We start from the raw sequence: 25579 nt of genomic DNA on the forward strand, positions 1-25579 counted from the left end.
GGGACATCGCCGTGTCAGGCAGCGCGTTCGTCACCGGGATTACGCTCGAAGTAGCGCTTGTACTCGCGACTGAACTGCGACGTGCTCTGATACCCCACTCGATGCGCCACCTGTGCCACGCCCAAACCTTCGGCCACCAGCAACGTCTGCGCCTTCAGCAAGCGCAAGCGCTTCAAGTACTGCACGGGCGATAACAGCGTGCTGCGTTTGAAATGCTCATGAAAGGTCGACGCACTCATGTTCGCGCAACTGGCCAGGGTTTCGACGTTCAGCGGCTCGGTGTAATGCGCATGCAGATGGCTGAGCGACGCCGCGATCCGGGCAAATTGCCCCTGTTGCTCGACTAGCGCCCGCAGCACATCGGCTTGCGGCCCGCGCAAGGCGACGAACAACAACTCGCGCAATCGCGCCTGCCCCATAACCTGGCATTCCAGCGGATCGTGCAGGCAACGCAGCAGCCGTTCAACACAACCACGCATCGCATCGTCGAGCACCGCCGAGGTCATGGACTCTGGCGTTTGCGCCGCAATACTACGCCCCGGCGCCAGCCCCATGGCCAAGACCAACTCACCGAGCAACACCCGGTCAATGGCGATGGAAACGCCCAGCATCGGGCCATTAGGGGCTGAAAACGTCTCGCATTCGAACGGCACCGGCAATGCTTGAATCAAATAATGCCCGGCGCCGTACTCCAGCGTACGCGGCCCCAGATACGCCAACTTGCTGCCCTGGGCGATGATGACCAGACTCGGCTCGTAAATCTGCGGGCCGCGAGCCACATCACAACTGGCCCGCAAAACCTGCACGCCCGGCAATGCCGTAGGCGCGAAACCGTCACGCGTGGTCAGCGGCTGGATCAATGAAACCAGGGTGGCATTGGCATCGAGATGACGGGTCAACAACATGAGGAGCTCTTCACAGAAAAAGTCGCAGAAATCGGGATGAAAGCATCATCGCAGGTCTGATGGCCAATGCGACCCATTGAAGGCTGATGCCGGAGGATTAGGCATGACACCCGGAGGAATCGCCATGGCCGGTGGCCGGTACGGCGCCCAGAATGCGCCACCTCACCCGTCACAGCTTTTTGCGAGGTTCATCATGTACACCGCCATCGGATACGCCGCCCAGTCGGCCACCACTCCCCTCGCCCCCGTGAAATTCGAGCGCCGCAGCCCACGTGCTGACGACGTTGCGATCGATATTCTCTACTGCGGCGTCTGCCATTCCGACATCCATCAGGCACGCAACGAGTGGGGCATTGCCGTTTACCCACTGATGCCCGGCCACGAGATCGTAGGCAAAGTTACCGCCGTCGGTGCGAACGTCACCCAACATAAAGTCGGCGATCTGGTCGGCGTCGGCTGCATGGTCGATTCGTGCCGCAGCTGCGAAGCCTGCCAATCGAACCTCGAACAATACTGCCTCGAAGGTCCGACCATGACCTACGCCACCCCGGACCGCGTCGATGGCAGCAACACCATGGGCGGCTATTCCGACAGCATCGTGGTCAGCGAACATTTCGTTGTGCGCATTCCCGAGAAACTCGACCCGGCCAGCGCCGCGCCAATCCTCTGCGCCGGTATCACCACCTACTCGCCGCTCAAGCACTACGGCGTGAAGGCGGGCGACAAGGTCGGGATTCTCGGCATGGGCGGCCTCGGCCACATGGGCATCAAATTCGCCAAGGCGATGGGCGCTGAAGTCACGTTATTCACCCGCTCGGCGAGCAAGGCTGAAGAAGGTCGTCGCCAAGGCGCGGACCACGTGATCGTGTCCACCGATGCCGAACAGATGAAGGCTGCCGCAGGACATTTCGACTTCCTGCTGGACACCATTCCGGTGCAGCACGACCTCAATCCCTACCTCGATACGCTACGTTTCGACGGCGTGCACATTCTGGTGGGATTGATCGAACCAGTCGATCCACCGGTCCACGCCGGCAAACTGGTGATGAGCCGTCGCGTATTGGCCGGCTCGCTGATCGGCGGCATCGCAGAAACCCAGGAAGTGCTGGATTTCTGTGCCGAGCACAACATCACCTGCGACATTGAAATGCTGAACATCCATCAGATCAACGAAGCGTTCGCCCGCATGATCGCCGGCGACGTGAAGTACCGTTTCGTGATCGACATGGCAACGCTGAAGGTCTAAACCTTAGCGCCAAGCTCCGCCGAAAGCCGAGCCGTGACCCCTTTGATCAGGGGAATCAGCTCGGCCATTTTCTCCAGCGGCATATACGGCACGGTGCTGGCGATACTGATGCCGGCAACGATGCGTTTGCTGGCATCACGGATCGGCGCCGCCACACAGCGGATCGACGGTTCGTTATCTTCCAGATCGAACGCATAACCGCCCGCCACATACTCGACCATGCGCTGCTGAAACTGCTCCCATGACTGCTCCGGGTGCTGTGGCCAGAACTGATTTTTCCCACCCGCCGGCAAGCTGACTTCGTACAGCCGCTGCCATTCTTCCTGCGTGTCATCGAGCATCAGCGCCTTGCCGATCCCGGTGCGCGCCAACGGCATGCGATGGCCGACCCGCGAACGCATTTCCGGGCCATTGCGCCCCGGATTCTTGTGCAGGTACAGCACTTCGTCGCCTTCACGAATCGCCAGGTGAATGGTGTCGCCGGTCAACGCCGACAACTCATCCAGATACGGCCCGGCCAAGGTCACCAGTGGCAGTTCTTCACGCGCCTGGAAGCCCAGCTCGATCAACTTCGGCCCCAATAGATAACCGACTTGCGGCACCACCCGCAGATAACGCTCGTCCACCAGGCAACTGGCCAGACGATGAGTGGTGCTGCGCGTGGTGCCGATCAGCCGGGCGATCTCCTTGAGATCGCGGGCACCACTGGCCACGGCCTGAACCACACCCAATCCACGAAGCAGTGTCTGAGTGCCGGTCGGTGCGGCATCCTTGGCGATTTTTGGGGCGTCTTCCTGCATATCCAGCCTTTACCGTTGAGCGAGTGAACGGGCGGCATTATGGTCGCCCGAATGCCGCAACTACAACTTGATACGCTCGACTTTGCCGACCAGCAAGATGTAGGAAAGCGCGCCAATCAACGCCAGAACCGAGATATAGGTGATCGCGGGAGCGAACGAATCACCGGTAGCAAGGAAACCGATGACAATCGGCGTGGTAATCGCCGACAGGTTGCCGATGAAGTTGAACACCCCACCGGTCAACCCGAGCAATCGCGCCGGGGCCAACGTTGACACCAGCGACCAGGTGATCGAAGCCAGCCCGTTGCCGAAGAACGCCAACGCGAGGAAGGCAATCACCAGCGGTGTCGACTCGACGAAGTTGGCGCCGATGATCGAAGTGGAAATCAGCAGGCCGCCAATGATCGGCAACTTGCGGGCAAAACCCACGGTGTAGCCGCGGCGGATCAGCCAGTCGGAGAAGAACCCCGAACAAAGCACACCGACGAAGGCGGCGAGAAACGGCAGCGACGCCAACAGGCCGGACTTGATGAAGTCCATACCGCGATATTTCACCAGGTAGGTCGGGAACCACGTCAGAAAAAACCACAACGTCGAGTTGAGGCAAAACTGGCCGAGGTAGATACCCCATAACTTGCGTTTGGTCAGAACGATGCCGAGGTCGATCCAGCTGAATTTGGCTTTGACTTTGGCTTGTTCAGCCTGGATATCCACCAGTCCGCCGCCCTCGCGGATCAGCTCGATTTCGGCGTCATTGGCACCTTTGAAATCCCGTGGCTCGCGATACACCGCGTACCAGATGACCGCCCAGAGAATGCCCACCGCACCGGTGCTGACAAACACCATGTGCCAGCCATATTGATGCTGCAGCCAGGCCAAAACCGGCGTCAGGAACGCCAGACCGACGAATTGCCCGGAGGTATAGAAACCAATGGCCGTGGCGCGTTCGCGCTCAGGAAACCAGGTGGTGACCACACGGCTGTTGATCGGGTACGCCGGCGCTTCCAGTGCACCGACTGCCATACGCAACACGAACAGTGCGATGAAGCTGGCGGCGAAGCCGAGCATGACGGTGGCGATCGACCATAGCAGCAGTGCGACGCTGTAAAGAATCCGCGGCGGAACCCGATCCACCAGCCAGCCGCCGGGGATTTGCATGGCCGCGTAGGTCCAGCCGAATGCCGAGAAAATCAGCCCGACGTGAATCGGGTCTATGCCCAGTTCGCTGGTGAGTGCCGGGGCGGCGATAGACAGGTTGCTGCGGTCCAGGTAGTTGATCACCACGGTGATAAACAGCAGCACCATGATGAAAAAACGCTTGCGACTGGGCGTCACCAACGACGCCTGCCCGGTGAGGGTTTGCGGTTGCATGGGGAATGCCTCTTCTTATGTTTATTGAGGTCGATGTGAAATCCGGGGTTGCCGCAAATCTCCCTGTCCATGGAGATCAAACTGTGGGAGCCAGCCTGCTGGCGATAGCGGTGTGTCAGTCACCAAGAATGCTGGGGGTGCCGACCAAATCGCCAGCAGGCTGGCTCCCACAGGGACTTGCGGTGGGTCAGGGAGAACTCACCACTCAGCAAAACTGCCATCGGCATGGCGCCAGATCGGGTTACGCCAGCGATGGCCGACGGCCGCGCGTTCGATGACGTATTCCTCGTTGATCTCGATCCCCAGGCCCGGGCCATTCGGGATTTTCACGAAGCCTTTGTCGTAGTCGAACACCCGCGGATCCTTGACGTAATCCAGCAGGTCATTGCTCTCGTTGTAATGAATGCCCAGGCTCTGCTCCTGGATGAACGCGTTGTAGCAAACCGCATCCAGCTGCAAACACGCCGCCAGTGCAATCGGGCCCAACGGGCAATGCAGCGCCAGCGCCACGTCGTAGGCTTCGGCCATGTTGGCGATTTTGCGGGTTTCGGTGATACCGCCGGCGTGAGACGCGTCCGGCTGGATGATGTCGACGTAACCTTCGCTGAGCACACGCTTGAAATCCCAGCGCGAGAACAGCCGCTCACCGAGGGCAATCGGGGTGCTGGTCAGCGGCGCCAACTCTTTCAGCGCTTCGTAGTTTTCGCTGAGTACCGGCTCTTCAATGAACATCAGCTTGTACGGATCAAGTTCCTTCATCAGCACCTTGGCCATGGGCTTGTGCACCCGGCCATGGAAGTCCACGCCGATGCCAACGTTCGGGCCCACCGCATCGCGTACGGCGGCGACGTTGGCCAGGGCCAGGTCGACTTTCTCGAAGGAATCGAGGAATTGCAGCTCTTCGGTGCCATTCATTTTCACCGCAGTGAAACCACGCTCGACGGCTTCCTTCGCAGCGCGAGCGGTGTCCGCCGGCCGGTCGCCGCCGATCCACGAATAGACGCGAATCTTGTCCCGTACCTGACCGCCCAGCAGATCGCTGACCGACACACCCAGGGCCTTGCCCTTGATGTCCCACAACGCCTGATCAATACCGGCCAGCGCACTCATGTGGATCGCGCCGCCCCGGTAGAAGCCGCCGCGGTAAAGCACGGTCCAGATGTCTTCAATGTTGCGTGGGTCTTTGCCGATCAGGTAGTCGGACAATTCTTCAACGGCGGCGGCAACCGTGTGAGCGCGGCCTTCGACTACGGGTTCGCCCCAGCCGGTTACGCCCTCGTCGGTTTCGACCTTGAGGAAGCACCAGCGCGGCGGAACGATGAAGGTGGTCAGTTTGGTGATTTTCATCTTTTGCTCTCTTTTTATAAGTGCAGCTCTTATAGATGCAGCGCGCTCGGCGCCAAAAAGTCTTAACGCAGAGCGTTCCATGCAGCGACATATGCCTTGGCGTTTACCGCCACTTCCTCTGGCGTCATGCCCGGTTTGAACAACCCGGAACCGAGGCCGAAGCCTTTGACGCCCGCGTCGATAAACACCTGCATGTTGTCCGGCGTGATCCCGCCGACCGGCGCCAGAATCGTTCCCGCTGGCAGCACCGCGAGCCAGGCTTTGACGACTGCCGGGCCCATCTGCTCGGCCGGGAACATCTTCAGCACGTCCGCCCCTTCGGCCAATGCCGCAAAGGCTTCAGTCGGTGTCGCCACACCCGGCGACAGGAACAACCCCGCCGCTTTCGCTGCGCGCAACACCTTGGCATCGCTGTGCGGCATGACGATCACCTGACCGCCCGCCGCTTTCACTTGCTCAACCTGCTCCGGCGTCAACACCGTGCCCGCACCGATCAGGCAATCGGCGGGCAAAGTACTGCGCAGGATGCGGATACTTTCGTACGGTTCAGGGGAATTGAGCGGCACTTCGATGACGCGAAATCCGGCGGCGTAAAGGACTTCGCCGATGGCTGCCGCTTCTTGCGGGCGCAGGCCACGCAAAATCGCGATCAGACCGTTTTGCGCCAATGCTTGCTTGAGCATGTCAGACCTCCAGTCAGGTTTAACGGGATGGGTTGGGTGTGATCAGTCCGGCGGCAACCGCCAGCTGCCACAAGCCACGTTCGGTGGCCTGCTCGGCCAGGGTCACCCGGGCAAAACCACAGGCGTCGAGCGCCCGGCTGTAGCGGGCACAGAGCTGGGCATTACCGATGAGGATGATCGAAGGCAGATGAACGCTGTTGCGTCGGCGTCGCTGAACAGTCGCCAACGCTGACAGTTCATGGCCGATCAACAGACCGGATAAGTAATCCGGTTGAGCAGTGGCGCTGAGTTCGCCAGTCAACCCGAGGCTGCGGGCACTGAACAATGTCGACAACGGCCCGATCTCGCCATCCACCGATAGCGCCACCTGCACACCACGATCAAAGGCTTGGCCATCGAAGGACGCGCCCTTTTGCTGGGTGCGCCCCAGAATGCTGTGCTCGCTGAGCACGGCGAAGACTTCGCCAGTCATGAAGGTATCGAACTGCACGATGCAGCCGTCGGCCACTTCCACCCATTTCGAATGACTGCCCGGCAGGCCGATCAACAGATCATCACCCGCCTCGGCCGGTAGATTCTGGAGCACGCCGAGCACTTGGGTTTCTTCGCCGCGCATCACGTTTGGCAAACGAGACCGCTGAATCACGCCCGGCACAATGTGCACATCGACACCGCGAAGACTGCGAACCGTTTGTAGGGAAGTTCCGAGATTGGCGACGTTCGCCGGCGTATCGCGGTAAGCCGCTTCACGCCAGCCTTGTGCGCTGCCGACCATGCCGCAAGCAATCACCGGTAGATCGGGCTGCGCGTCGAGCCAGTCACCGCAGGCCTCATCGAAGGCCAGTTCAAAACCGTCGGTACATTCCTGACCCGCAATCATTCGCGGCGTCCTGGGCAGCTGCATGATCCCCGACGACAGCGAACGCTGTTCGAGCACCTGGTCACCCGCGGCGAGTTTGTAAGCACGTAATGAGGTTGTCCCCCAATCGAGCGCGATCAATTGCGCCAGCATCGCTTCACCTGTTTTGTTTATTGGCAGTGAGTGAGCTGGACTATAAACCCGGACGCAGCAAAATCTCAATATATAAATATCATTCCCATATATCGGGATACAGTCAAAAAAAGATCGCAGCCTTCGGCAGCTCCTACGGATAGGTGCAGGAGCTGCCGAAGGCTGCGATCTTTAATAGACGCCGGTTGCGATCAGCCCTCGGCAAACTCCCGCAACACCGCCCCATCCATCCGATACCGAACCCACTCTTCCTGCGGCTGCGCGCCCAATGACTTGTAGAACTCGATCGCCGGTTTATTCCAGTCCAGCACGCTCCACTCAAATCGACCGCAATCATTGGCGCAGGCGATTTTCGCCAGGTGGCGCAACAAGGTTTTGCCCGCGCCGCCGCCGCGCTGATCGGGGGTGATGTAGAGGTCTTCGAGGTACAGGCAGTTGCTGCCGAGCCACGTGGAATAGCTGAAGAAGAACACCGCGAAACCGATCGGCTGGCCGTCGCGCAGACAGATCAGGCCGTGGGCGGTGGCGCCTTCGCTGAACAGGCTGCGCTCGATGTCGGCGACGCTGGCGATGACTTCGTGGCGGGCACGTTCGTAGTCGGCCAGTTCGGTGATGAACCCGAGGATTTGCGGTGCATCGCTCGGGGTCGCCGGGCGGATCTCGATCGTCATGGACGTGCCTTCGTCAAAAGTTGAAAACGCCATACTAAGTCGGCAAGCGGCGCTCGTCACACTGGAAATTCAAAGCTGATCCATGGAGCATGTGTAGCAGCTGGCGAAGCCTGCGTTCGGCTGCTACAGGGCTAGGTCGCGGCAAAAGACGTTTTTACTTAACAGGATGTTTATGAACACTGATGCTTTCGCGCCACTGCAATTCCTCGCTGCGCAACTGCTGCCCCACGCGCTTGAGCCGTCGGAAGATGGTGCCCATGATCTGTCGCACTTGCAGCGGGTCTGGCACAACGTGCGTACGCTTCACACTGAAGAGGGTGGCGATCTTGAGGTGCTGCTGGCGGCGGTGCTCTTGCACGATTGCGTGGCGGTAGAAAAGAACTCGCCACTGCGTTCTCAGGCGTCACGACTGGCGGCCAAAAAGGCATCGATCACGCTGGCGGGCCTGGCCTGGCCAGACGCAAAAGTCAGCGCGGTTGCCCATGCCATCGAAGCACACAGTTTTTCCGCTAACATCGCGCCAACCACGCTCGAAGCCAAAATTTTGCAGGACGCCGACCGCCTCGATTCCCTCGGCATGCTCGGCGTGGCGCGCACCTTTTACATCGCCGGACGTATGGGCAGCGCGTTGTACGATCCGCAGGACCCTGAGGCGAAGGCACGGGAATACGATGACAAACGTTTTTGCCTCGACCATTTCCAGACCAAGCTGCTGCACCTGGCGGACGGATTCAAAACGACCACCGGCCAACGTCCGGCGCGGATTCGTCACGAGCGCCTGAAGGTGTTCATGGAGCTGTTCAAGGAAGAAATAGGCGTCTGCTAAAGGCTTTACTCCGGCCAACACTAACCCTGAAATCGATAACCTCAGACCTAACATCGACGCCTTGCGTGATAGATAGATGAAGCTCTCTTCTATCGGGTCAAGGAACCGCGTCATGCCTAGCGCAACACCCCAAGTCTCAAGCAGGTTGTTCGGCCTGTTTTGCCTGGCCAGCTATTTGCTGTCGCTGTCCTATGGCTCGACTTTTTTGCTGTCGTTGTTGATCGGTTCCCGCGGCGGTAACGAGCACGATGCCGGCAGTGTGATTTCGGCGGCGATGCTCAGTACGTTTGCAGCGGTGATCGTCTCCGGGCACTTGTCCGATTTGCTCGGCGCGGCGCGCTCGATTGCGCTGTTCGGCGTCTTGCTGGTGGCCGCCAGCCTGGGCTTCGCCTTGGCGCCAGGCTTCGGCAATTTGCTGTTGTTTTTCGGGCTATTGCTGGGGCTGGGTTGGGGCGTGTTCTACACCCTCGGGCCGATCATCGTGGCGAGTCTGGTAACGCCTGCCCAACGCGCGAAATACTTTGCGCTGTTGTCGGGCAGCATGATGACCGGGATCGGCAGCGGTCCCTTGTTAGGCCGCGCTGCCAGTGCCCTCGGGTATCCGATCACCGCGGCGTTTTACCTCGCGGCGCTGGCCAGCCTGATCGGCGTGTTGCTGTTCTGGCGGTTGGATTCGCAGCTGAAAAAAGCGCCGGCCCACTCGGCGGCGGTGTCGCGAATTTCCTGGTGTGCAGCGGCGCAAGTGCTGTCGTCCAGAGCGGTGTTTCCGATCATCATGGTCGGGCTTGGCGGTTGTGTTTTCGGCGGTCTGTCGAGTTTTCAAACCAGCTACGCGGCGGCGCGTTCACTCGACTATTCACTGTTCTTCCTCGGCTTCATGAGCGCAGCGATCAGCAGCCGCATGCTGATCGCCGGTTTCGTGGTCAAGCGCGACCCGTTCTGGGCGTCCTGCCTGCTGTCGGGCTTGATGATGGGCTCAATCCTGATGTTCGGGTTTGTCGTCGACGACGGGTTCAGCTACGTGCTGGCGGCGGTGATGCTCGGGGTCGGTTACGGGCTGACCTATTCGGTGATCAACGGCCTGGCAGCCAACGAAGCGCCGAGCGGCACCACCGCACAATCCTTGCTGCTGTTCAGTCTGTCCTACTTCATCGGCGTGTTCGGCTTTCCGTTGCTGGCCGGGAAAATCATCGTGGAACAGGGGATGGCGACGCTGTTGCTCACGGTATTGGCGGTTGCTGTACTGAATTGGCTGATCAGCGTCGGCCGGCTAGTCTGGCGCCGAGCCGTTACCCGCAAAACGTTGCAGCAGGCCTAGACCGTTCGTCGTTCATCAGGCACCAATCCAAATCGGGGGCGGACCAACCCAGGTAAGGACTCTAATTAAATGGACCTATCCACATCCATGAAGAGGTAACCATGAACGTCGATAAAAACCTTGAGAAAGAAGTCCTGACCCGTCTGCTGCATGCCCATCCAAGCGGCATGGGCAAAGAGGTCCTGGACAATTACCGGGGGGAGAAAGTCGTGGCCAGCACCCTCGCCACGCTGCAGGATCGTGGATTGATCCAGCATGGTCATGTGATCTGCAACGAGGCCGGTGAGCACTCGTTGAACTTGCCGATCAAACTCAGTGCTGCAGGGGTTGAGGCGGCGCGCAAGCTGGACGTTTAACAAGACGAATCAGGTCGCAGTCGTGCGCGGCTGCGACCGTTTGACAGACTCTACAAGCAGCAGGAGAAATCCCATGCCTCGTGGAAGCAAAGACAAATACACCGCCGAGCAGAAGCGCAAGGCCGAGCACATCGAAGAGAGCTACGAGCACAAAGGTGTCTCGAAAGAAGAAGCCGAAGCCCGGGCCTGGGCGACCGTCAACAAGCAGTCGGGTGGCGGTGAGCGCAAAGGTGGGTCCGGCCGCAAGAAACCCGCAAGTGCCAAGTCGCAAGATCGCCAGGAATCAGCTCGTCGTGCGGTGGTCAGCCGTGAAGGTCATTCGCGTAACAGCAAGGCTTCGCGCGAAACCCAGACCGTCGACAGTTTGATGAAAGAAGCCCGGGCGAAGAAGATTCCGGGGCGGTCGAGCATGCGCAAGCAGGCGTTGATCGAGGCGTTGCGCAAGGCTGGGTAAGGTCAGGATTTTTGTTTAATTTGATGGCCCCATCGTCGGAACGCCGCCAACGGTCTTGCGGATCAACTCATCCACCTCGGCAGTCCCCGGCGAAGTCGCCGGCCCCCATCGAGTCACCGCCAACGCAGCCGCCGCATTAGCCCGCCGCGCCGCGTCAACCGGTACCAATCCTTGCGCCAACCCGGCCACAAATACCCCGGCATGCGCATCCCCCGCACCATTGCTGTCCACCGCCTCAACCTTGAAACCCGGCACATGCTGGCGGTCTCCACGCTGGCTGATCCAGCACCCTTGCGGGCCGTCACGAACCACCATCAACACGTCGGCCGGCAGGTGATCGGCCAACCGGTTCAACGCCTCGGCAATGTCCGCCGCACCGGTAAACTTCAACGCCTCGACACTGTTGCTGGTCCACAAATCGATGCGCGCCAGCAAGGCTTGCATCAACGGCTCATCCGGCGAATCCACCAGCGGGCCGGGATCGAACACCACGTTGATCCCCCTCGGTAAATCCAGCACCCAATCCACCAGCGCCTGGGCTTTGCCGCCATGCAGCAGGCTGTAGCCGCTGACGTAGACATAGTCACCCGCCTCGGCCGGCATGCTGGACAAATCCTCGGCCGTCAGCTCACCTTCCGCACCGATATAGGAAATGAAACTGCGCTCGGCCGAGGCTTCGGTCAACGCGACGCACAATCCCGTATCCCGTTCGGCGCGGTGAGTGATGCCGATCCGAATGCCTTCAGCCTTCATCGCCTCTCGTGCCAGATCGCCGAAACGCCCGGTACCGTGGCGCCCAAGGTAAACCACCGGCAAGCCATTGCGCTGGGCAGCAGCCATCACATTAAAGCCACCGCCAGCCTCGAAACTGGCAGATTGCGCCAGCACGTCACCGCCCGAATGCGGCAGTTTATCCACGGCCATGACCAGGTCGATCATGACCTGGCCGGTGTGCAGCAATCTAGGCATGAGCGTTCTCGGTCATCGCGGCGCGGCGATCCTTGGCCCCGCCGAGTACAAAATAAATGCCGCCGGCCACCAGGAACGTCACGATCCAGCCGAGGCCGTTATGGCCCAGCCAGGAGTCGGACAGGAAACCGCGGAACCACACGGTTTGTTCGGTCGTACCGATGGTGGTGAAGCTGAAGCCCAGCGTGATCGCCAATGCCCACGCACCGAAAGCACGCCACTCGACACCGCCGCTGTACCAGTAAGCGCTGCTCGGGCTGACGTCCAGCAGGTCTTTGGGGCTGTAGTAGTGACGGTGAATCAGGTCGACGACGAAGATCCCGACCCACGCGGTGATCGGCACGGCCAGCAGCGAAATGAAGGTAATGAACGGGCCGTAGAAACTGTCGGCGATCAGCATGAAATAGATCGAGCCAGCGAAGATCGCGACGATGTCCACCACCACTGCATAGACGCGCTTGACCTTCAGGCCGAGGGTCAGCGTGGTCAAACCGGCGGAGTACACCGACAGGTTGTTTGACAGCAGCAGCCCGCCGAACGCGGTGATCAGGTACGGCACGGCCATCCAGGTCGGCAGCATGTCGCGGATCGCGATGATCGGGTCGGTGGCCGAGGCCAGGTCATTGTTGCCCACTGACAGCAGACCGCCGAGGGTGATCAGCAGCACCAGCGGAATCCCCGCACCGAACGCCGCCGAGGCCACCAGGCGCGCGGCTTTGACGCTGCGATGCTGATAACGCGACATGTCGGCACCGGCGTTGGCCCAACCGATCCCGGTGCCCGCAGCCATGGTGCCGACGCCGATGATCATCGCGCTCAACGGTGCCGGTGTGGCATTGAACACCGCGCTCCAGTCGATGGTGGCGCAGAGGAAACTGCCAACCAGAATGTTCAGTGCGCCGAACACGTAGGTCGCCCACTTCTGGATCACCAGCAAGGTGGCGTGACCGAGGCCCGACACCGACAGGGTCAGCAGCACGAAAATCGCAATGAAGATCAACGTCAGCACGGGTGCGCTTTTGGCTTCCACGGGCGAGCCGAACAGGATCGAGCACAACGACAGCAACACGAATGCGGCGGTGGTGGTGTTGACGGTTTCCCAGCCCAGACGCGACATCAGCGAGACCAGGGTCGGACCGATGTTGCCGCGTACGCCGAAGATCGCTCGCGACAACGTCAGGCTCGGTGCGCGACCACGGCGACCGGCAATGGAGATGATCCCGACCACTGCGAAGGAGCCTGCAGCACCCAGGATCGCGACGATGATCGCCTGCCAGATCGCCAAGCCGCGAAAGGCGACAAGGGTCGCGCCCAGCGGCAGGCCGAGGATGGAGATGTTGGCGGCAAACCAGACCCAGAACAGTTGCAACGGATGACCGTTGCACTCCGCTTCCGGCACCGGCTCGATGCCTCGGGTTTCCAGTTGCCCGGCGCTTTGCCCGGCGTTTGATGAACTCATGTGAAATGCTCCTGTTGCCTTTGTTGTGGTTGTGGGCAGTTTCGGAAGTCGTCATAACATCCCGGCGGTCCTGGCCGTATTCGTGCTTTCCGTTGCGGGTGAAAGAATTTGAGTGCGCAGCGCGTCCTTCGCGAGCAGGCTCGCTCCCACAGGTACGGCGCGTCCCTTAAGGTTTGCACTATCCCTGTGGGAGCGAGCCTGCTCGCGAAAGCGTCAGTCCAGTCAACGCAAAGCTAAAAGCCCCTGCACCAACGGTTCCAGCTCCAGATGGTTAACGGTTTTGACCTTGTCGATCATTGCCGCCGGCCAACTCTCAAGGCCCAGGCAGGCCCCGAGCATGGCACCGAGAATCGCCGCGATGGTGTCAGTGTCACCGCCAAGGCTCGCGGCCATGCACAGCGCTTCGAAAGCGTTCATTTCGCCTATGGCCACTTGCTGGGCCAGGGCAAACGAGACCACTACCGATTCCTGTGAAGCCACCGAAGTGCCGATCACGTCGTACATCAAATCCGCCAGCAATGCCTTGTCGCTGTCGACACTGATGGTCCGCGCCCAGCTGATGCGCGAGGCGATGCGTCCGCCAGCCACCCAGTAACCGTGGCTTTCAGCTTGCTGAGCGATTTGCTGGCCGAGGTTCAACGCCTCGCCCAGGTCCATGCCGTTGATACCGGCCGAAACCACCGCCGCCACCGCCGCCGCGCTGGAAATGCCCAGCGTGGTGTTGTGGGTGACCTGGCAAGCCTGCACGACAGCGTCGATGAAACGCTCAGGGTTGGCGACATCCGCCGCGATCCCGATCGGCGTGATGCGCATTGCCGCGCCATTGGTGGTGCCGTAGCGCCCCGCTTCTTCCGGCGAGTGGCCGGCGAGGATCATTTCGATGGCACGCTTTGTCGAAGGGCCGAGCAAGTCTTGCGAGCCCTTGGCCTGCATCGCGGCTTCCCATTCGATCAACCGTTGGGCGAGCACCGACGGTTCGATCCGGCCCTCGCCTTCAACCAGCAATTGGCCGACCAGAATCGCCTGTTCGGTGTCATCGGTGATCGAGCCTTTGAGCATGTTGGCGGCGATCGGTTGATCGGGGCCCGCATCTTCCAGGCCAGTGATCTCGCCGAAGCGCACCTTGATCTCGGCACGGCTCAGCGATTGAGTTGGCATGCCCAGCGCATCGCCCAGGGCCAGTCCGTAGAACGCGCCGAGGGCACGGTTGAGCGCGGTCACTTTGACTCTCCAAACTGCAAGTGCAGGCGAAAATGCACTGGGTCGAGCAAGCTTTCGACCTGCTCCATGAATCGGTTTTGCCGGTCGTAGGTGGTGCGCAAGGCCTTGAGGAACACCGTGCCTTGCGGACGGCCCAGCAGTTCGGCGTCTTCGGCGTTCAAGGGTTCGGCGCCGATCCATTGATCGCCACGCTCGCCGATATAACCGTAAGCGGCCAGGGTGATGGTCAGGGAGTTGTCGATAAGGCCGACCCGCGGCAGGCTTTCCAGGCCTCCGGTGGCGGGCATCAATGAGCGTTCAAGGGAGACCAGCTTGCCTTCGTTGGAACGGCGGCGACGGTCGAGGGTGATGAATTGGTCGGTGCCGAAACGCGGCAACAGATCAGGACGAGTGACCGCCTCCAGCCGCAGCACTTCGGTATTGATCAGCGCCCCGCTGTCGGCCAGGGCCTGTGCCCAGCCGCTGCGCTGATCAAGCACCACGCCGTCGAAGGTGACGATGGAACCCACCCCGCTCTGGGTCGCGATGTAATTGCGCCGTTTCAATTCAGCCAGGGCTTCGCGCAGCGTGCCGCGGCTGACTTTGAATTCTTGAGCCAACTGATGCTCGCCCGGCAACAGAAAGCCGTCCTCCATGAGGCCGCTTTCGATGCGCCGGATGAGTTCATCGACCACCCGTTGTTTCTTGTCAAATCGTACCTGTCTAATCATGTACAAAGTGATAACCGAAACGGGCTGGGGCGAGCAAGGAATATTTAGGGGAAGTGACGGAAGGAGTTACACATGATCGTTCCCACGCTCTGCTTGGGAATGCAGCCCGGGACGCTCCGCGTCCCTGCCAAAGCGGACGCGGAGCGTCCATTGAGGCATTCCCACGCGGAGCGTGGGAACGATCAGTTAGCGGGGGGCTAGCGTTGTTTGAGACGGTCAATGACGACAGCCAACAGCAAGATCGAACCCCGAATCACATACTGATAAAACGTATCGATGTTCTTCAGGTTCATCGCGTTTTCGATGATCGCCAGAATCAGCACCCCGGCAATCACATGCCGGATCATGCCGATCCCGCCGCTCAACGACACCCCGCCCAACACACAGGCAGAAATCACCGTCAGCTCAAAACCCTGGCCAATCATCGGCTGACCGGACGTCATGCGCGACGCCAGGATCACCCCAGCCAACGCCCCGATCACGCCGTGCACGGCAAAGATAATGATCTTGGTCCGGTCAACGTTCACCCCGGCCAGCAGCGCCGCTTCCTGGTTACCGCCGATGGCCATGGTGTTGCGCCCGTAGGTGGTGTAATTCAGCAGCCAGCCGAAAAACAGGAAACAAACGATGGTGATCAGGATCGGCACCGGTACACCCAACAACTGGCCGTTACCGAAGACGAAGAACTGCTCTTGCGACACGCCCACCGCTTTGCCGTTGGCGAAGATATAAGCCAGGCCGCGAACGATCTGCATGGTCGCCAGTGTGGTAATCAACGCATTGACCCGCAGCTTGGCGATCACGATGCCATTGATCAACCCGACGATCAGCCCCATGAACAGCGCCGCCACCACACCGAGAAACACACTGTCGGTGTCGCGCATCACCACCGCTGCAACCACGCCGGCGCAGGCAATCACCGAGCCCACCGACAAATCGAAGTGCCCGGACGCCAGGCAATACAACATGGTGCACGCCGCAATCCCCGTCGTCGAAATCGCCAGGCCCAGGCCACGCATGTTCAGCGGCGAGAGGAAGTTGTCGATCAGCAAGGTGCAGAGCACGAAGATCCCGACGGCCGCCAGCAGCATCACCCAGTCATCGAGAAAGCGCCGAAGGTCCAGAGGTTTGCGCTGGGTGGGCAAAGCGTTGTTTTGGATTGTCATAGTCACCTCTCAGTTCGCCACGCCGTCAGCGCGTTGGCGCGGCAAAGCCAGTTGCAGCAGGTTGGATTCATTGGCCTCTGCGCGAGACAACTCGCCGCGCATCGCGCCTTCGCAGAGCACCAGGATGCGGTCGGAAATACCCATCACTTCCATCAGGTCGCTGGACACCACGATCACCGCGATGCCGCTGGCGGCCAGGTTGTGGATGATCTGGTAGATCTCGGCTTTGGCGCCGATGTCGATGCCGCGAGTCGGTTCGTCGAGCAGCAGCACTTTCATCGGCATCGACAGCCAGCGGCCGAGAATGGCCTTCTGCTGATTGCCGCCGGACAGGTACATGATTTTCTGCGCCGCGTTGGGGGTCTTCACTTTCAGCGCCTTGATCTGCTTGTCGGCGTTGTCCTTCTCCCACAGGCCACGCAACAGGCAGCCAAAGGTGGAGTGGGCGCCGCGGGCGCTGATGTTGATATTCTCGGCGACGCTGGCGAGCGGCAGGATGCCCTCTTTCTTGCGGTCCTCGGGGCACAGCAGAATCCCGGCGGCGATCGCATCGCGGGGTGAACGCAACTTCAGTTCATGACCGCGCAATTCCAGGCGTCCGGCGGTGTTGCGCTCAAGGCCACTGAGCATGCGGAACAGCTCGGTACGACCGGCGCCGACCAAACCGAACAGCCCGAGAATCTCGCCTTTGTGCACCTCGAAACTCACTGGCTCACGCAAACCCGGACCCAGCAGGCCGTCGACCTTGAGCGCCACTGCGCCACGCTGACGGTGGCGGTAGTCGTAGATGTCCTGAATGTCGCGACCGACCATGCAGGTCACCAACTGATCATGAGTCAGCTCGCTCATGTCCTCGAACGTGCGCACAAAGCGACCGTCCTTGAACACCGTCACCGCGTTGCAGATGCGGAACACTTCTTCCATGCGATGGGAGACGTAAAGCACCACTTTGCCTTCGTCGCGCAGGCGACCGATGATCGCCATCAAACGATCGATCTCCCGTGCCGAGAGGCTGCTGGTCGGTTCGTCAAACGCGATCACATGCGCACCACGGGACAAGGCCTTGGCGATTTCCACCAGTTGCCGCTGACCGAGGGACAGGCGCCCTACTTTCTCTTGCGGATCGATTTCATCGGCCAGGCCCTTGAGGCAAGCCAATGCCTGTTGCCGCAGTGCGCCACGATTGATCAGGCCGAAACTGGCCGGCAGATGCCCCAGGAAGAGGTTCTCTGCCACGGTCATTTCCGGGACCAGATGCAGCTCTTGATGGATCACGGCGACGCCACTGCCGATGCTGTCGGCGGTGGACTTGAAGACCATCGTCTGCTCGCCGATCTGCAGGTCGCCGCTGCTCGGGGTGTAAGCACCGCCGAGGATTTTCAGCAAGGTCGATTTACCGGCGCCGTTCTCGCCCATCAAGGCATGAACCTGCCCCGGGTGGGCGACGAAGCTGATGCTATCCAGCGCCTTCACCCCGGGAAAGGTCTTGCCGATCCCGTTGAAGCGCAAGCTGCCACTAGAAGAACAGCCGCTGTGTTGTTGTGTTGTTGTTTGCGCCATAACCACCTCATCACACAGATCAGGCAGCCCCGTCGCCAGGGCCGCCGTGAAATCAACCGCGCCTCAGTTCCAGAGGCCGATCTTTTCCAGTTCCTGCTTGAAGTTCTCGCGAGTGATCAGCGTAACGTCGTCCATCGCGGTGTACTTCGGCGGTTCTTTGCCGGTGGTGACCCACTCGTACATCATGCTGGCGGTGTTGTAGCCCTCGACGTGCGGGCTCGGCAGCATCGAGCCGAAGAAGCCGCTGTTGGCCTTCTTCAATTCGCCGATGGCGTCAGTGCCGTTGATGCCGATGCCGATCACGTTGGCCGCGGCAAAACCGGCGCTTTCGGTGGCGCGCACGCCGCCCAGCACAGTGTTGTCGTTCATGCCGCCGATGATCAGGTTTTTCGCGCCGCTGGGCAGTTTCACCAGCGCCGAATTGGTGGCGTCCATGCTGCCAGGGACGTCGAGGGTTTTCTGTGCAGTGAAGAGGATGTGGTCTTTCGGGAAGCCGGCATCTGTCAGCGCCTTGGCCGAACCGTCGGTGCGCTTCTTGCCGGTGTCGAGTTCGTTGAAGGTGTTAATCACCGCGTAGGTTTCTTTCCAGTCCCAGCCGCGTTTTTTCGCTTCGGTGGCCATGGCATTGCCCTGTTTCTCACCGACTTCAAACGCCGCCATGCCGAGGTAAGGCACGTCTTCCATGAACTTGCCGTTGGCATCGACGAAACGGTCATCGACCGCAATCACTTTCAAACCGTTGGCCTTGGCTTTGGCGACGATGGCCGGGCCGAGGCCGACGTCCGGCGGGCAAATCACAAAGCCCTTGGCGCCGTTGGCTGCCAGGCTGTCGATTGCCGAGAGGGTTTTCTCGCCATCCGGCACGGCGATCTTGATCACGGTGAAGCCTTTGTCCTTGCCGGCCTTTTCCGCGAAGGCCCATTCGGTCTGGAACCAGGGCTCTTCCGCCTGCTTGACCAGAAAACCGATTTTCACTTCCTCGGCCGCCAGCAACGAACTGCTCAGGCTGACCGCGGTGACCGCCAAAGCGGCACAGCACAGGGAACGGATCCCACGACGACGATTCATAAGCTGACTCCTTGTTATTTTTTTTGAGCGTTATTTGAAAGCCAATCAAACCGTACAGCTAATAGTCATATCGTATGATGATTGGATTTCAGGCGTAGTTCCGCGCCTGAGACCCGATTGACTCAGTCGTGGTACATGACCGAGCGACCGCCATCGATGGTGATGCACGAGGCATTGATGAACGGCGCTTCATCGCTGGCCAGGAAAACGGCGGTCATGGCCACTTCAATCGGCTGGCCGATGCGACGTGGCGGGTGCAGATCGAAAGCGCGCTGACGCTCGGCATGCGGGTCGGCAAAACCGTTCCAGTAATCGACGTTCAGCTGGGTTTCGATGTAACCCGGCGCGATGGCGTTGACGCGAATGCCTTTCGGCGCGTACTCGATGCCCAGGGCGCGGGTCAGGCCGAGCAAGCCATGTTTGGCCACCGGGTACGGAAAGCAGCCGGGAATGATGTGAGTGGAATGGGTCGAGGCGATGTTGATGATGCTGCCAATGCCCTGCTCGATCATCTGCGGCAGCACGGCTTTACAGCCGAACCAGGCGCCGTCGAGGTCGACGGCGAAGCAGCGGCGCCAGTCTTCGTCAGTCATTTCCAGCGGATCGCGGAACACATTGACCCCGGCGCAGTTGACCAGCACATCGATCCGTCCGTGACGCTCGATCGCCAGTCTGGCTATGGCGTGCAGGTCTTGTTGGTTGGAAACGTCAGCCTTGATTGCCTGAACGTCGTAGCCCTTGTCTCGCCAGTGCGCCGCGACCTTTTCGACTTTCTCACCCTGAATATCGCTGATGATCAGCTTGGCCTGCTGGGAAGCGAAGGTCGCGACAATCGCCTCGCCAATACCCTGAGCAGCACCGGTCAGCAGCACGACCTTGTTTTTCAGGCGCTCGCCCTTCGGCGGTTCGGGCACCGATGGCAAGGAAAGAGGTTCAGCCATGGATCAAGACTCCTTTTTGAAGGCACGACAAAAACCGGGCATCTGTCGATGTCCGGTCAAAAGGCTTTTTGGAAAATCGCTGCATCACTTCACCTGTTTTGTTTTTTTAAGTGTGAGTGCGTGTAACTGATGGAGCCGACTATAAACCCGACCGCCAAATAATCTCAATATATAATTTTACATCCCATATTTTGGGATTTATCCCGCGAACCGAGTACAGGTTTTTCCGGGCACATCAACTCGAATCGACAGCAAAGCGCCGTCCAACGGATGGTTGAGCGGGCTCGCGGCGCTGGTGATGTAAAGGGTTTTTAGGTCTTCACCCCCGAATACGCAACTGGTGGGGCGGCTGATTGGCAACTCGATCACGCGATCAACCTGTCCGTCCGGGGTCAGCCTGAGCAGACAGCTGCCATCCCAACGGGCGTTCCAGAGGTAACCTTCGGCATCCATCGCCGAGCCATCCGGCCCGCCGCGTTCATGGGGCCCGAACCAGACTTGGGCCGGGTCGAGGTTGCCGTCGGTGCGGATGAAGTACTGGTAGAGCGTGCTGTCGAGACTGTCGGCGAAATACACGGTGGTTGCGTCTTCGCTCCACAGCAACGTGTTAGGAATGCCCAACCCGCGAAGCAACGGCGTGACCCGAGCATCGCGATCGATGCGAAACAGGCCACCGGAACGCCGGACGATAGGCACGTCTTCGCCCTGCTCGCCGATGTTGTTCTGCATGGTGCCGAGCCAGAGCCGGCCCAGAGCATCGCAGCGAGCTTCATTGGCGCGATTGCCGGGTTGCGGATCGGCGACGCAGAGCAAGGTCAGTCGCGGCTCCAGGCCTGGGGAATCCAGATCGAGTCGATACACGCCGCTGCTCAACGTCACCAGTGCATCGCCGCTTTCGCAGGGGATGAAGGCGGACACATGCTCGGGCATCTGCCAGATCTGCACGTTGGCGCCAATCAGCCGCAGCGCCTGTTGACCGGCGATATCAACCCAGTACAGCGCCTGGGTCGGCGCGTCCCAGAACGGGCCTTCACCCAGCCGTGCCCGGTGTTCGGTAACCGCAGTCCACGTCATGAAACCTCCTGCATTGTTCTTGTTTTTTGTGGGAGCGAGCCTGCTCGCGAAAGCGTCAGCACATTCAACATCACTGTTAACTGACACACCGCTTTCGCGAGCAGGCTCACTCCCACAGGATTCTGCATTGTCAGCTGGCCTTCTTGTCGGCCATGACTTGCGGGTAGAAGCGCTTGATGGCCAGGTCGGCGTTATCGATCAGGGTCATGCAGGCCCAGACTCCCCGCGCGGCATCCCGGGCGGCGATGGCCTCGGCCATGTCTTTGTGAATCGGTAGCGTGCGGCGCAGTTCGTCCGGGTCGGCGGCGGACACTTCGAACGACACCGCCAGCAGCGCGCCGAGGGCCGGGACCATTTGTTCGATAAATTGATTGTGGCTGGCAGCGAGGATGCACTCGTGGAAGAACTGGTCGGCACGGTTGTAATCAATGCCGCTGTCCACTGCCCGTTCCAATGCGTTGTAAGCCTGAAGGATGGCGTGAACCTGCTCGACGGTAGCGCGCTCGCAAGCCCAGCGTACGGCCATGGGTTCGATGGTGCGGCGCAGGTCGAGCAAGTCGTCGACGAAGTTTTCCGGCAAGCCGCTGCGCGACAGCCAGCCTACGACTTGCGGATCGAAAAGGTTCCAGCGGCGCACCGGCAGCACCCGCGTGCCGACCTTCGGCCCGACTTCGAGCATGCCCTTGGCGACCAGAGTTTTGATGGCTTCGCGGATAACGGTGCGACTGACACCGAGTTGCTCGCCCAGGTCGGCTTCGACCTTGAGCGTCTCACCCGGTTTGACCTGCCCCGTGGCGATCCAGCAACCCAGCCAATCGACCGTCGACGCATGAAAACTGCTGGACATGGACACCTCAATTCAGGGACAGCACAAAGCCGTTCGCGATGAGTGTCCACGCTAATCATCATACGATTGAGTGTCAATTTGAATTTTTCTGTCTGATGGCGTCCAAGCGAGCAATTTGAACGAACCCCTATTGTGACCTACGGTTAGCCGCGACAGATCAAGCAGTCAATAGCATCTGTTCCACTCAAGTCCGCTATCGACAGGTATAAGCATGAACATGGATGCGTCTACTCAATACCCGATTGTTTTGGTCCACGGCCTCTTTGGCTTCGATAAAATTGCCGGTTATCCCTACTTCTTCGAGATCAAGGAAGCGCTGGAACATGCTGGGGCCAAGGTGTTTTCCGTCAACATTCCAACCGTTAACGGAAACGAGGAGCGCGGCAAAAAACTGCTCGAACACGTCAACCGTATTTTGCAGGAAACGGGAGCCACCAAGGTCAATCTGATCGGCCACAGCCAAGGTCCATTGGCTGCACGCTACGTAGCAGCGCTGCACCCGGAAAAGGTAGCGTCAGTCACCTCGGTCAGCTGTCCCAACCATGGTTCCGAAATTGCCGATCAGTTGCATAAGGCTTTGACGCCCGGAGAGTTGCCGGAAGCGTTCGTGCTGGCGCTGTTTGCCGCGGTTGGCACTTTTATATCGCTGATCAGTGGCCACCCGGAAAACCCTCAAGATGCCCGCGCGGCCTTCGAATCGTTGACCAGCGAGGGTTTGGCAGCCTTTAATAAAAAGTACCCGCAAGGGGTGCCGAAACACTGGGGCGGTGAAGGCAACGAAGTTGAAAACGGCGTGTATTACTACTCCTGGAGTGGGATCGTGCAGAACTTTCAAAGCCTGCAACCGCTCGATCCGTCCCATTTGAACTGTATCGTGCTGTCGAAGTTATTTTATAAAGAGAAACACGCCAACGATGGGCTCGTCGGACAGTACAGCTCGCACCTGGGCAAAGTCATTCGTTCGGATTACCCGATGGACCATTTCGACGCAGTCAATCAAATGGCCGGGATCACGAGTTGGAACGTAAGCCCGGTCCACCTCTATCTTGAGCATGCGGCCCGACTCAAGGACAAAGGTTTGTAGGCAAAAAAATGGCCCGCTTGAACCGCGGGCCATTTTTCCAGAACAAAAATCATCGCGCGTTACGGCTCAAGCCCGATGGGAAAGAACTCGCCACCACTCCACACGCCCAACCAACGTTGCCCGTCGATTTCACGACTCACCGCCAACTCCACCAATTGATAGAACACATTGCGATGGATCAGCGCTTCAAGGTTGGTGCGCACATGCACGTAGGGCGCAGGCTCCTGCGTGACCGGGTCGATCACCACGCGCATGGGGTGTTCGGGGCCGGCGTCGGCGGTCTCGTCAACATTGGTGGTGAAACGCAAGACCTGGGTTTCACCTTCGCCTTCGACATCCACGGCAATCGCCACGAAAGGCGCGTCGTCGACCTTGATGCCAACCTTCTCGACCGGGGTGATGAGGAAGTAATCGTCACCATCGCGACGAATGATGGTGGAGAACAGCTTGACCATCGGCTTGCGCCCGATTGGCGTACCCAGGTAATACCAGGTGCCGTCACGGGCGATACGCATGTCGATGTCGCCGCAGAAGTCGGGGTTCCATAGGTGGACCGGCGGCAAGCCTTTGGTTTTGGGGATTTGCCCCAACAGATCGTTGGCTTTTTGCGGGCCACTCATGGCGTTCTCCTTTTGAATTACTGGTCGCTGAGCCCCAGCAGGCTGCGCGCGTATTGTTCCAGCGGCGGGCCCATCAGGTCTTCTGGCTTTTTGTCGTGGAACGTCAGTAAACCGCCACGACCCTTGATACGTGCAGTATCAATCAAATACTGGGTGCTGGTCTCGATCAACATGATCTGAATCACGCCGCCATCGATACCGAGGCGATCCAGGGCTTCCTGATCGAGCCATTCGTCCGAGTTGCCGATACGGTCATCAGACTTGGCGAACCGGGTATAGAGCAGGTAATGGGCACCGGCGGCACGGGCTTCGCCCATGGCTTGATCAAGACCTTCCGGGGCACGGGCGCGACGGACCATGGGAAAGTATTCGACAAAGCCATCGAAGGCGACTTCGGCTATCACGTTAGGTCGTGGGTAGACAGTACTGCCTGGCGGCACAAAGGCGCCCTGGGCGATATAGACGAATGAGTCCGGTTGGATGCGCAGGTTATTCACACGGCGGCTGTCGCTATGGTCGAGCAACCCTGCGTCGCTCATGTGGTAGCGAGTCCCTTCAGCCAGATCGCTGACATTCATGCAGCCACCAAGCGCCAAAACGGCCAGCAGCAAAACCAGGCTACGCATCCTACCCTCCAGAGGCCGGTGACGGAAAACCGGCGAATGGCCATGGGATGCAGCTTCCGCGCCAGCTCGGGAGAAACACAATCTCGTTGCCGCTGCCAAAGGACGCGTTCGGCTGCGCAGCCGAACGCAGCCTCGCAGGCTCGGCAGCTGCTACAGGGATCGTGTTTAGCCGCCGATGATTTTCATGATGGTCGCGCCACCGGAGAACGCTACTTCCTGCTTATCGCCCAAGGCTTTCACCAAGAGTCTCTGCAAGGCGGGCAAAGCTTGATGACGGGGCTTGTCCAGCAGATCGCCGACATAGTGGCGGTTGCTCGACGACAGGCAGCCATGCAGCCAGCCCGTAGAGGACAGACGCAGCCGCGAGCAGGTGCGGCAGAAAGGAACGCTTTCGTTGGCGATTACGCCGAAGTAGCCCTGCCCCGGAATTTCGTAACGCACGGCGGTGGCGTCTACCGGCGCATCGGCCTGAAGGTATTCGTAGCGCTCGCCGATCAGGCTGAGCAACTGCTGAAGGCTGACAAACTGCTGCAGGAAAGCATTGGAGTCGCTTGCCAGGTGGCCCATGCGCATCAACTCGATGAAACGAAGCTCATAGCCGCGCTCCAGACAGTAATCGAGTAGCGGCATCACTTGATCGAGGTTCTGTCCACGCAGCGGCACCATATTGACCTTTATCTTCAGGCCGGCGGCGCTGGCTTGATCCATTCCGTCGAGCACAGTCGCCAGATCGCCACCACGGGCAATGCTGCGAAAGGCGCTGGCATCCAGGGTATCGAGGGAAACGTTGATGCGACGAATGCCGGCATCCACCAGCAGTGGCAGCTTTTTCGCCAGCAGCTGACCGTTGGTGGTCAGGCTGATGTCCGCCAGGCCCATCTGCCCGACAGCGGTCATGAAGGCTTCGAGTTTGGGGCTGACCAGCGGCTCGCCGCCGGTGATGCGCAAACGCTCAATGCCCGCCGCTTCAATCAGATAGGCCACGCCACGCGCCATGGCCTCAGCCGACAATTCATCCTGCGCAGCGACCAACCGCTTGCCGTTGGGCACGCAGTAGGTACACGCGTAATTGCAGGCTGAAGTCAGACTGATCCGCAAATTGCGAAAACGCCTGCCTTGACGGTCAACGATCATGGATTACTCCGGCGGAAGAATATTCGGACCGCTAAAACTTGACTCACAAATCAAGTTTTAGCAAGTCCTATGCCTGAGTATATTCCTGCGGTACTGCGCCACGTAGCGAAA

At 59.8% G+C, this 25579-nt stretch carries 26 protein-coding genes; 6 read left to right on the forward strand and 20 right to left on the reverse strand.

The annotated features are described in order from the left end of the window. Positions 1 to 14: 14 nt before the first annotated feature. Positions 15 to 905: an AraC family transcriptional regulator gene (locus JFU47_RS09540; protein ID WP_201182662.1), complete on the reverse strand. Its 891-nt coding sequence runs from the start codon at positions 903 to 905 to the stop codon at positions 15 to 17. Positions 906 to 1098: 193 nt separating this feature from the next. On the opposite strand from JFU47_RS09540, the gene JFU47_RS09545 reads away from it, so the two are divergent. Beyond that, entirely contained in the window at positions 1099 to 2151 is a 1053-nt protein-coding gene (locus JFU47_RS09545) for an NAD(P)-dependent alcohol dehydrogenase (RefSeq protein ID WP_140894311.1), read from the forward strand. Here JFU47_RS09545 and JFU47_RS09550 read toward each other — a convergent pair. From JFU47_RS09550 to JFU47_RS09575, 6 genes are all read right to left on the reverse strand, one after another. Then, the gene (locus tag JFU47_RS09550; protein ID WP_008152270.1) at positions 2148 to 2951 is read right to left on the reverse strand and encodes an IclR family transcriptional regulator; all 804 of its coding nucleotides are present in this window, start codon (positions 2949 to 2951) and stop codon (positions 2148 to 2150) included. The genes JFU47_RS09545 and JFU47_RS09550 overlap by 4 nt on opposite strands. Positions 2952 to 3011: 60 nt before the next feature. Continuing rightward, positions 3012 to 4322, reverse strand: a complete 1311-nt coding sequence (locus JFU47_RS09555) for an MFS transporter (protein WP_123364820.1) — start codon at positions 4320 to 4322, stop codon at positions 3012 to 3014. A gap of 198 nt (positions 4323 to 4520) precedes the next feature. Continuing rightward, entirely contained in the window at positions 4521 to 5669 is a 1149-nt protein-coding gene (gene dgoD, locus JFU47_RS09560) for a galactonate dehydratase (RefSeq protein WP_008152275.1), read from the reverse strand. A 62-nt stretch (positions 5670 to 5731) separates the two neighbouring features. Next, positions 5732 to 6352 carry a 2-dehydro-3-deoxy-6-phosphogalactonate aldolase gene (locus JFU47_RS09565; protein ID WP_095132093.1) on the reverse strand — a complete coding sequence of 207 codons (621 nt, stop codon included), beginning with the start codon at positions 6350 to 6352 and terminating at the stop codon, positions 5732 to 5734. 19 nt (positions 6353 to 6371) lie between these two features. Further along, complete coding sequence (locus tag JFU47_RS09570) at positions 6372 to 7364, reverse strand: 2-dehydro-3-deoxygalactonokinase (protein ID WP_201182664.1); 993 nt, start codon at positions 7362 to 7364, stop codon at positions 6372 to 6374. Between the two features lie 191 nt (positions 7365 to 7555). Beyond that, positions 7556 to 8035, reverse strand: coding sequence for a GNAT family N-acetyltransferase (locus tag JFU47_RS09575; RefSeq protein WP_095132089.1), 480 nt, complete (start codon positions 8033 to 8035; stop codon positions 7556 to 7558). 172 nt (positions 8036 to 8207) lie between these two features. Between JFU47_RS09575 and JFU47_RS09580 the strand changes: the two genes are divergently transcribed. From JFU47_RS09580 to JFU47_RS09595, 4 genes are all read left to right on the forward strand, one after another. After that, positions 8208 to 8861, forward strand: coding sequence for an HD domain-containing protein (locus JFU47_RS09580; protein WP_201182665.1), 654 nt, complete (start codon positions 8208 to 8210; stop codon positions 8859 to 8861). A 112-nt stretch (positions 8862 to 8973) separates the two neighbouring features. Next, entirely contained in the window at positions 8974 to 10179 is a 1206-nt protein-coding gene (locus tag JFU47_RS09585; RefSeq protein ID WP_201182667.1) for an MFS transporter, read from the forward strand. Positions 10180 to 10280: 101 nt separating this feature from the next. After that, a complete protein-coding gene (locus tag JFU47_RS09590) occupies positions 10281 to 10535 on the forward strand; it encodes a hypothetical protein (RefSeq protein ID WP_123364814.1) in 255 nt (84 codons plus the stop codon). Positions 10536 to 10608: 73 nt separating this feature from the next. After that, the gene (locus tag JFU47_RS09595; protein WP_201182669.1) at positions 10609 to 10989 is read left to right on the forward strand and encodes a Rho termination factor N-terminal domain-containing protein; all 381 of its coding nucleotides are present in this window, start codon (positions 10609 to 10611) and stop codon (positions 10987 to 10989) included. 15 nt (positions 10990 to 11004) lie between these two features. Here JFU47_RS09595 and JFU47_RS09600 read toward each other — a convergent pair whose 3' ends face one another. From JFU47_RS09600 to JFU47_RS09645, 10 genes are all read right to left on the reverse strand, one after another. After that, positions 11005 to 11958, reverse strand: coding sequence for a PfkB family carbohydrate kinase (locus tag JFU47_RS09600; RefSeq protein ID WP_201182670.1), 954 nt, complete (start codon positions 11956 to 11958; stop codon positions 11005 to 11007). Beyond that, on the reverse strand, positions 11951 to 13417 hold the full coding sequence (locus tag JFU47_RS09605) for a purine-cytosine permease family protein (protein WP_201182671.1): 1467 nt from the start codon (positions 13415 to 13417) through the stop codon (positions 11951 to 11953). Before JFU47_RS09605 ends, JFU47_RS09600 begins: the two co-directional genes overlap by 8 nt. 222 nt (positions 13418 to 13639) lie before the next feature. Further along, a complete protein-coding gene (locus JFU47_RS09610) occupies positions 13640 to 14638 on the reverse strand; it encodes an ADP-ribosylglycohydrolase family protein (protein ID WP_201182672.1) in 999 nt (332 codons plus the stop codon). After that, positions 14635 to 15348: a GntR family transcriptional regulator gene (locus tag JFU47_RS09615; protein WP_140676209.1), complete on the reverse strand. Its 714-nt coding sequence runs from the start codon at positions 15346 to 15348 to the stop codon at positions 14635 to 14637. The genes JFU47_RS09610 and JFU47_RS09615 overlap by 4 nt, the downstream gene beginning before the upstream one ends. Before the next feature lie 197 nt (positions 15349 to 15545). Beyond that, complete coding sequence (gene araH, locus JFU47_RS09620) at positions 15546 to 16514, reverse strand: L-arabinose ABC transporter permease AraH (protein WP_111451791.1); 969 nt, start codon at positions 16512 to 16514, stop codon at positions 15546 to 15548. A gap of 9 nt (positions 16515 to 16523) precedes the next feature. After that, positions 16524 to 18074 (reverse strand): L-arabinose ABC transporter ATP-binding protein AraG, encoded by a 1551-nt coding sequence (gene araG / locus JFU47_RS09625; RefSeq protein ID WP_140676213.1) that lies wholly within the window; start codon positions 18072 to 18074, stop codon positions 16524 to 16526. Positions 18075 to 18137: 63 nt separating this feature from the next. Continuing rightward, positions 18138 to 19142, reverse strand: a complete 1005-nt coding sequence (locus JFU47_RS09630; protein ID WP_201182673.1) for a substrate-binding domain-containing protein — start codon at positions 19140 to 19142, stop codon at positions 18138 to 18140. 122 nt (positions 19143 to 19264) lie between these two features. Next, complete coding sequence (locus JFU47_RS09635) at positions 19265 to 20083, reverse strand: SDR family oxidoreductase (protein WP_201182674.1); 819 nt, start codon at positions 20081 to 20083, stop codon at positions 19265 to 19267. A 198-nt stretch (positions 20084 to 20281) separates the two neighbouring features. Next, a complete protein-coding gene (locus JFU47_RS09640) occupies positions 20282 to 21157 on the reverse strand; it encodes an SMP-30/gluconolactonase/LRE family protein (protein WP_201182675.1) in 876 nt (291 codons plus the stop codon). Between the two features lie 130 nt (positions 21158 to 21287). Further along, complete coding sequence (locus JFU47_RS09645; protein ID WP_008152308.1) at positions 21288 to 22004, reverse strand: FadR/GntR family transcriptional regulator; 717 nt, start codon at positions 22002 to 22004, stop codon at positions 21288 to 21290. A 211-nt stretch (positions 22005 to 22215) separates the two neighbouring features. Here JFU47_RS09645 and JFU47_RS09650 point away from each other — a divergent pair, with 211 nt between their 5' ends. After that, the gene (locus JFU47_RS09650) at positions 22216 to 23088 is read left to right on the forward strand and encodes an esterase/lipase family protein (RefSeq protein WP_201182676.1); all 873 of its coding nucleotides are present in this window, start codon (positions 22216 to 22218) and stop codon (positions 23086 to 23088) included. Positions 23089 to 23147: 59 nt separating this feature from the next. On the opposite strand, the gene JFU47_RS09655 is transcribed toward JFU47_RS09650, so the two are convergent. The 3 genes from JFU47_RS09655 to JFU47_RS09665 form a co-directional block, all read right to left on the reverse strand. Next, complete coding sequence (locus JFU47_RS09655) at positions 23148 to 23708, reverse strand: DUF1285 domain-containing protein (protein ID WP_140894264.1); 561 nt, start codon at positions 23706 to 23708, stop codon at positions 23148 to 23150. A 17-nt stretch (positions 23709 to 23725) separates the two neighbouring features. Further along, positions 23726 to 24334 (reverse strand): DUF4823 domain-containing protein, encoded by a 609-nt coding sequence (locus JFU47_RS09660; protein ID WP_033056964.1) that lies wholly within the window; start codon positions 24332 to 24334, stop codon positions 23726 to 23728. Positions 24335 to 24499: 165 nt separating this feature from the next. After that, positions 24500 to 25468, reverse strand: a complete 969-nt coding sequence (locus JFU47_RS09665; protein WP_140676231.1) for a GTP 3',8-cyclase MoaA — start codon at positions 25466 to 25468, stop codon at positions 24500 to 24502. Positions 25469 to 25579: the final 111 nt, after the last annotated feature.

It is taken from the genome of Pseudomonas sp. TH39(2020) (assembly GCF_016650715.1).
GTDB lineage: Bacteria > Pseudomonadota > Gammaproteobacteria > Pseudomonadales > Pseudomonadaceae > Aquipseudomonas > Aquipseudomonas mandelii_C.

Excerpts from the sequence above, each read along its gene's own strand:
- JFU47_RS09650 (WP_201182676.1), top strand. The coding sequence starts at position 22,216 with ATGAACATGGATGCGTCTACTCAATACCCGATTGTTTTGGTCCACGGC.
- araH (WP_111451791.1), bottom strand. The coding sequence starts at position 16,514 with ATGACAATCCAAAACAACGCTTTGCCCACCCAGCGCAAACCTCTGGAC.
- JFU47_RS09590 (WP_123364814.1), top strand. The coding sequence starts at position 10,281 with ATGAACGTCGATAAAAACCTTGAGAAAGAAGTCCTGACCCGTCTGCTG.
- JFU47_RS09630 (WP_201182673.1), bottom strand. The coding sequence starts at position 19,142 with ATGAATCGTCGTCGTGGGATCCGTTCCCTGTGCTGTGCCGCTTTGGCG.
- JFU47_RS09615 (WP_140676209.1), bottom strand. The coding sequence starts at position 15,348 with ATGATTAGACAGGTACGATTTGACAAGAAACAACGGGTGGTCGATGAA.
- JFU47_RS09555 (WP_123364820.1), bottom strand. The coding sequence starts at position 4,322 with ATGCAACCGCAAACCCTCACCGGGCAGGCGTCGTTGGTGACGCCCAGT.
- JFU47_RS09655 (WP_140894264.1), bottom strand. The coding sequence starts at position 23,708 with ATGAGTGGCCCGCAAAAAGCCAACGATCTGTTGGGGCAAATCCCCAAA.
- JFU47_RS09550 (WP_008152270.1), bottom strand. The coding sequence starts at position 2,951 with ATGCAGGAAGACGCCCCAAAAATCGCCAAGGATGCCGCACCGACCGGC.
- JFU47_RS09565 (WP_095132093.1), bottom strand. The coding sequence starts at position 6,352 with ATGCTCAAGCAAGCATTGGCGCAAAACGGTCTGATCGCGATTTTGCGT.
- araG (WP_140676213.1), bottom strand. The coding sequence starts at position 18,074 with ATGGCGCAAACAACAACACAACAACACAGCGGCTGTTCTTCTAGTGGC.
- JFU47_RS09575 (WP_095132089.1), bottom strand. The coding sequence starts at position 8,035 with ATGACGATCGAGATCCGCCCGGCGACCCCGAGCGATGCACCGCAAATC.
- JFU47_RS09605 (WP_201182671.1), bottom strand. The coding sequence starts at position 13,417 with ATGAGTTCATCAAACGCCGGGCAAAGCGCCGGGCAACTGGAAACCCGA.
- JFU47_RS09570 (WP_201182664.1), bottom strand. The coding sequence starts at position 7,364 with ATGCTGGCGCAATTGATCGCGCTCGATTGGGGGACAACCTCATTACGT.
- dgoD (WP_008152275.1), bottom strand. The coding sequence starts at position 5,669 with ATGAAAATCACCAAACTGACCACCTTCATCGTTCCGCCGCGCTGGTGC.
- JFU47_RS09665 (WP_140676231.1), bottom strand. The coding sequence starts at position 25,468 with ATGATCGTTGACCGTCAAGGCAGGCGTTTTCGCAATTTGCGGATCAGT.
- JFU47_RS09545 (WP_140894311.1), top strand. The coding sequence starts at position 1,099 with ATGTACACCGCCATCGGATACGCCGCCCAGTCGGCCACCACTCCCCTC.
- JFU47_RS09580 (WP_201182665.1), top strand. The coding sequence starts at position 8,208 with ATGAACACTGATGCTTTCGCGCCACTGCAATTCCTCGCTGCGCAACTG.
- JFU47_RS09640 (WP_201182675.1), bottom strand. The coding sequence starts at position 21,157 with ATGACGTGGACTGCGGTTACCGAACACCGGGCACGGCTGGGTGAAGGC.
- JFU47_RS09585 (WP_201182667.1), top strand. The coding sequence starts at position 8,974 with ATGCCTAGCGCAACACCCCAAGTCTCAAGCAGGTTGTTCGGCCTGTTT.
- JFU47_RS09660 (WP_033056964.1), bottom strand. The coding sequence starts at position 24,334 with ATGCGTAGCCTGGTTTTGCTGCTGGCCGTTTTGGCGCTTGGTGGCTGC.
- JFU47_RS09595 (WP_201182669.1), top strand. The coding sequence starts at position 10,609 with ATGCCTCGTGGAAGCAAAGACAAATACACCGCCGAGCAGAAGCGCAAG.
- JFU47_RS09635 (WP_201182674.1), bottom strand. The coding sequence starts at position 20,083 with ATGGCTGAACCTCTTTCCTTGCCATCGGTGCCCGAACCGCCGAAGGGC.
- JFU47_RS09645 (WP_008152308.1), bottom strand. The coding sequence starts at position 22,004 with ATGTCCAGCAGTTTTCATGCGTCGACGGTCGATTGGCTGGGTTGCTGG.
- JFU47_RS09600 (WP_201182670.1), bottom strand. The coding sequence starts at position 11,958 with ATGCCTAGATTGCTGCACACCGGCCAGGTCATGATCGACCTGGTCATG.
- JFU47_RS09540 (WP_201182662.1), bottom strand. The coding sequence starts at position 905 with ATGTTGTTGACCCGTCATCTCGATGCCAATGCCACCCTGGTTTCATTG.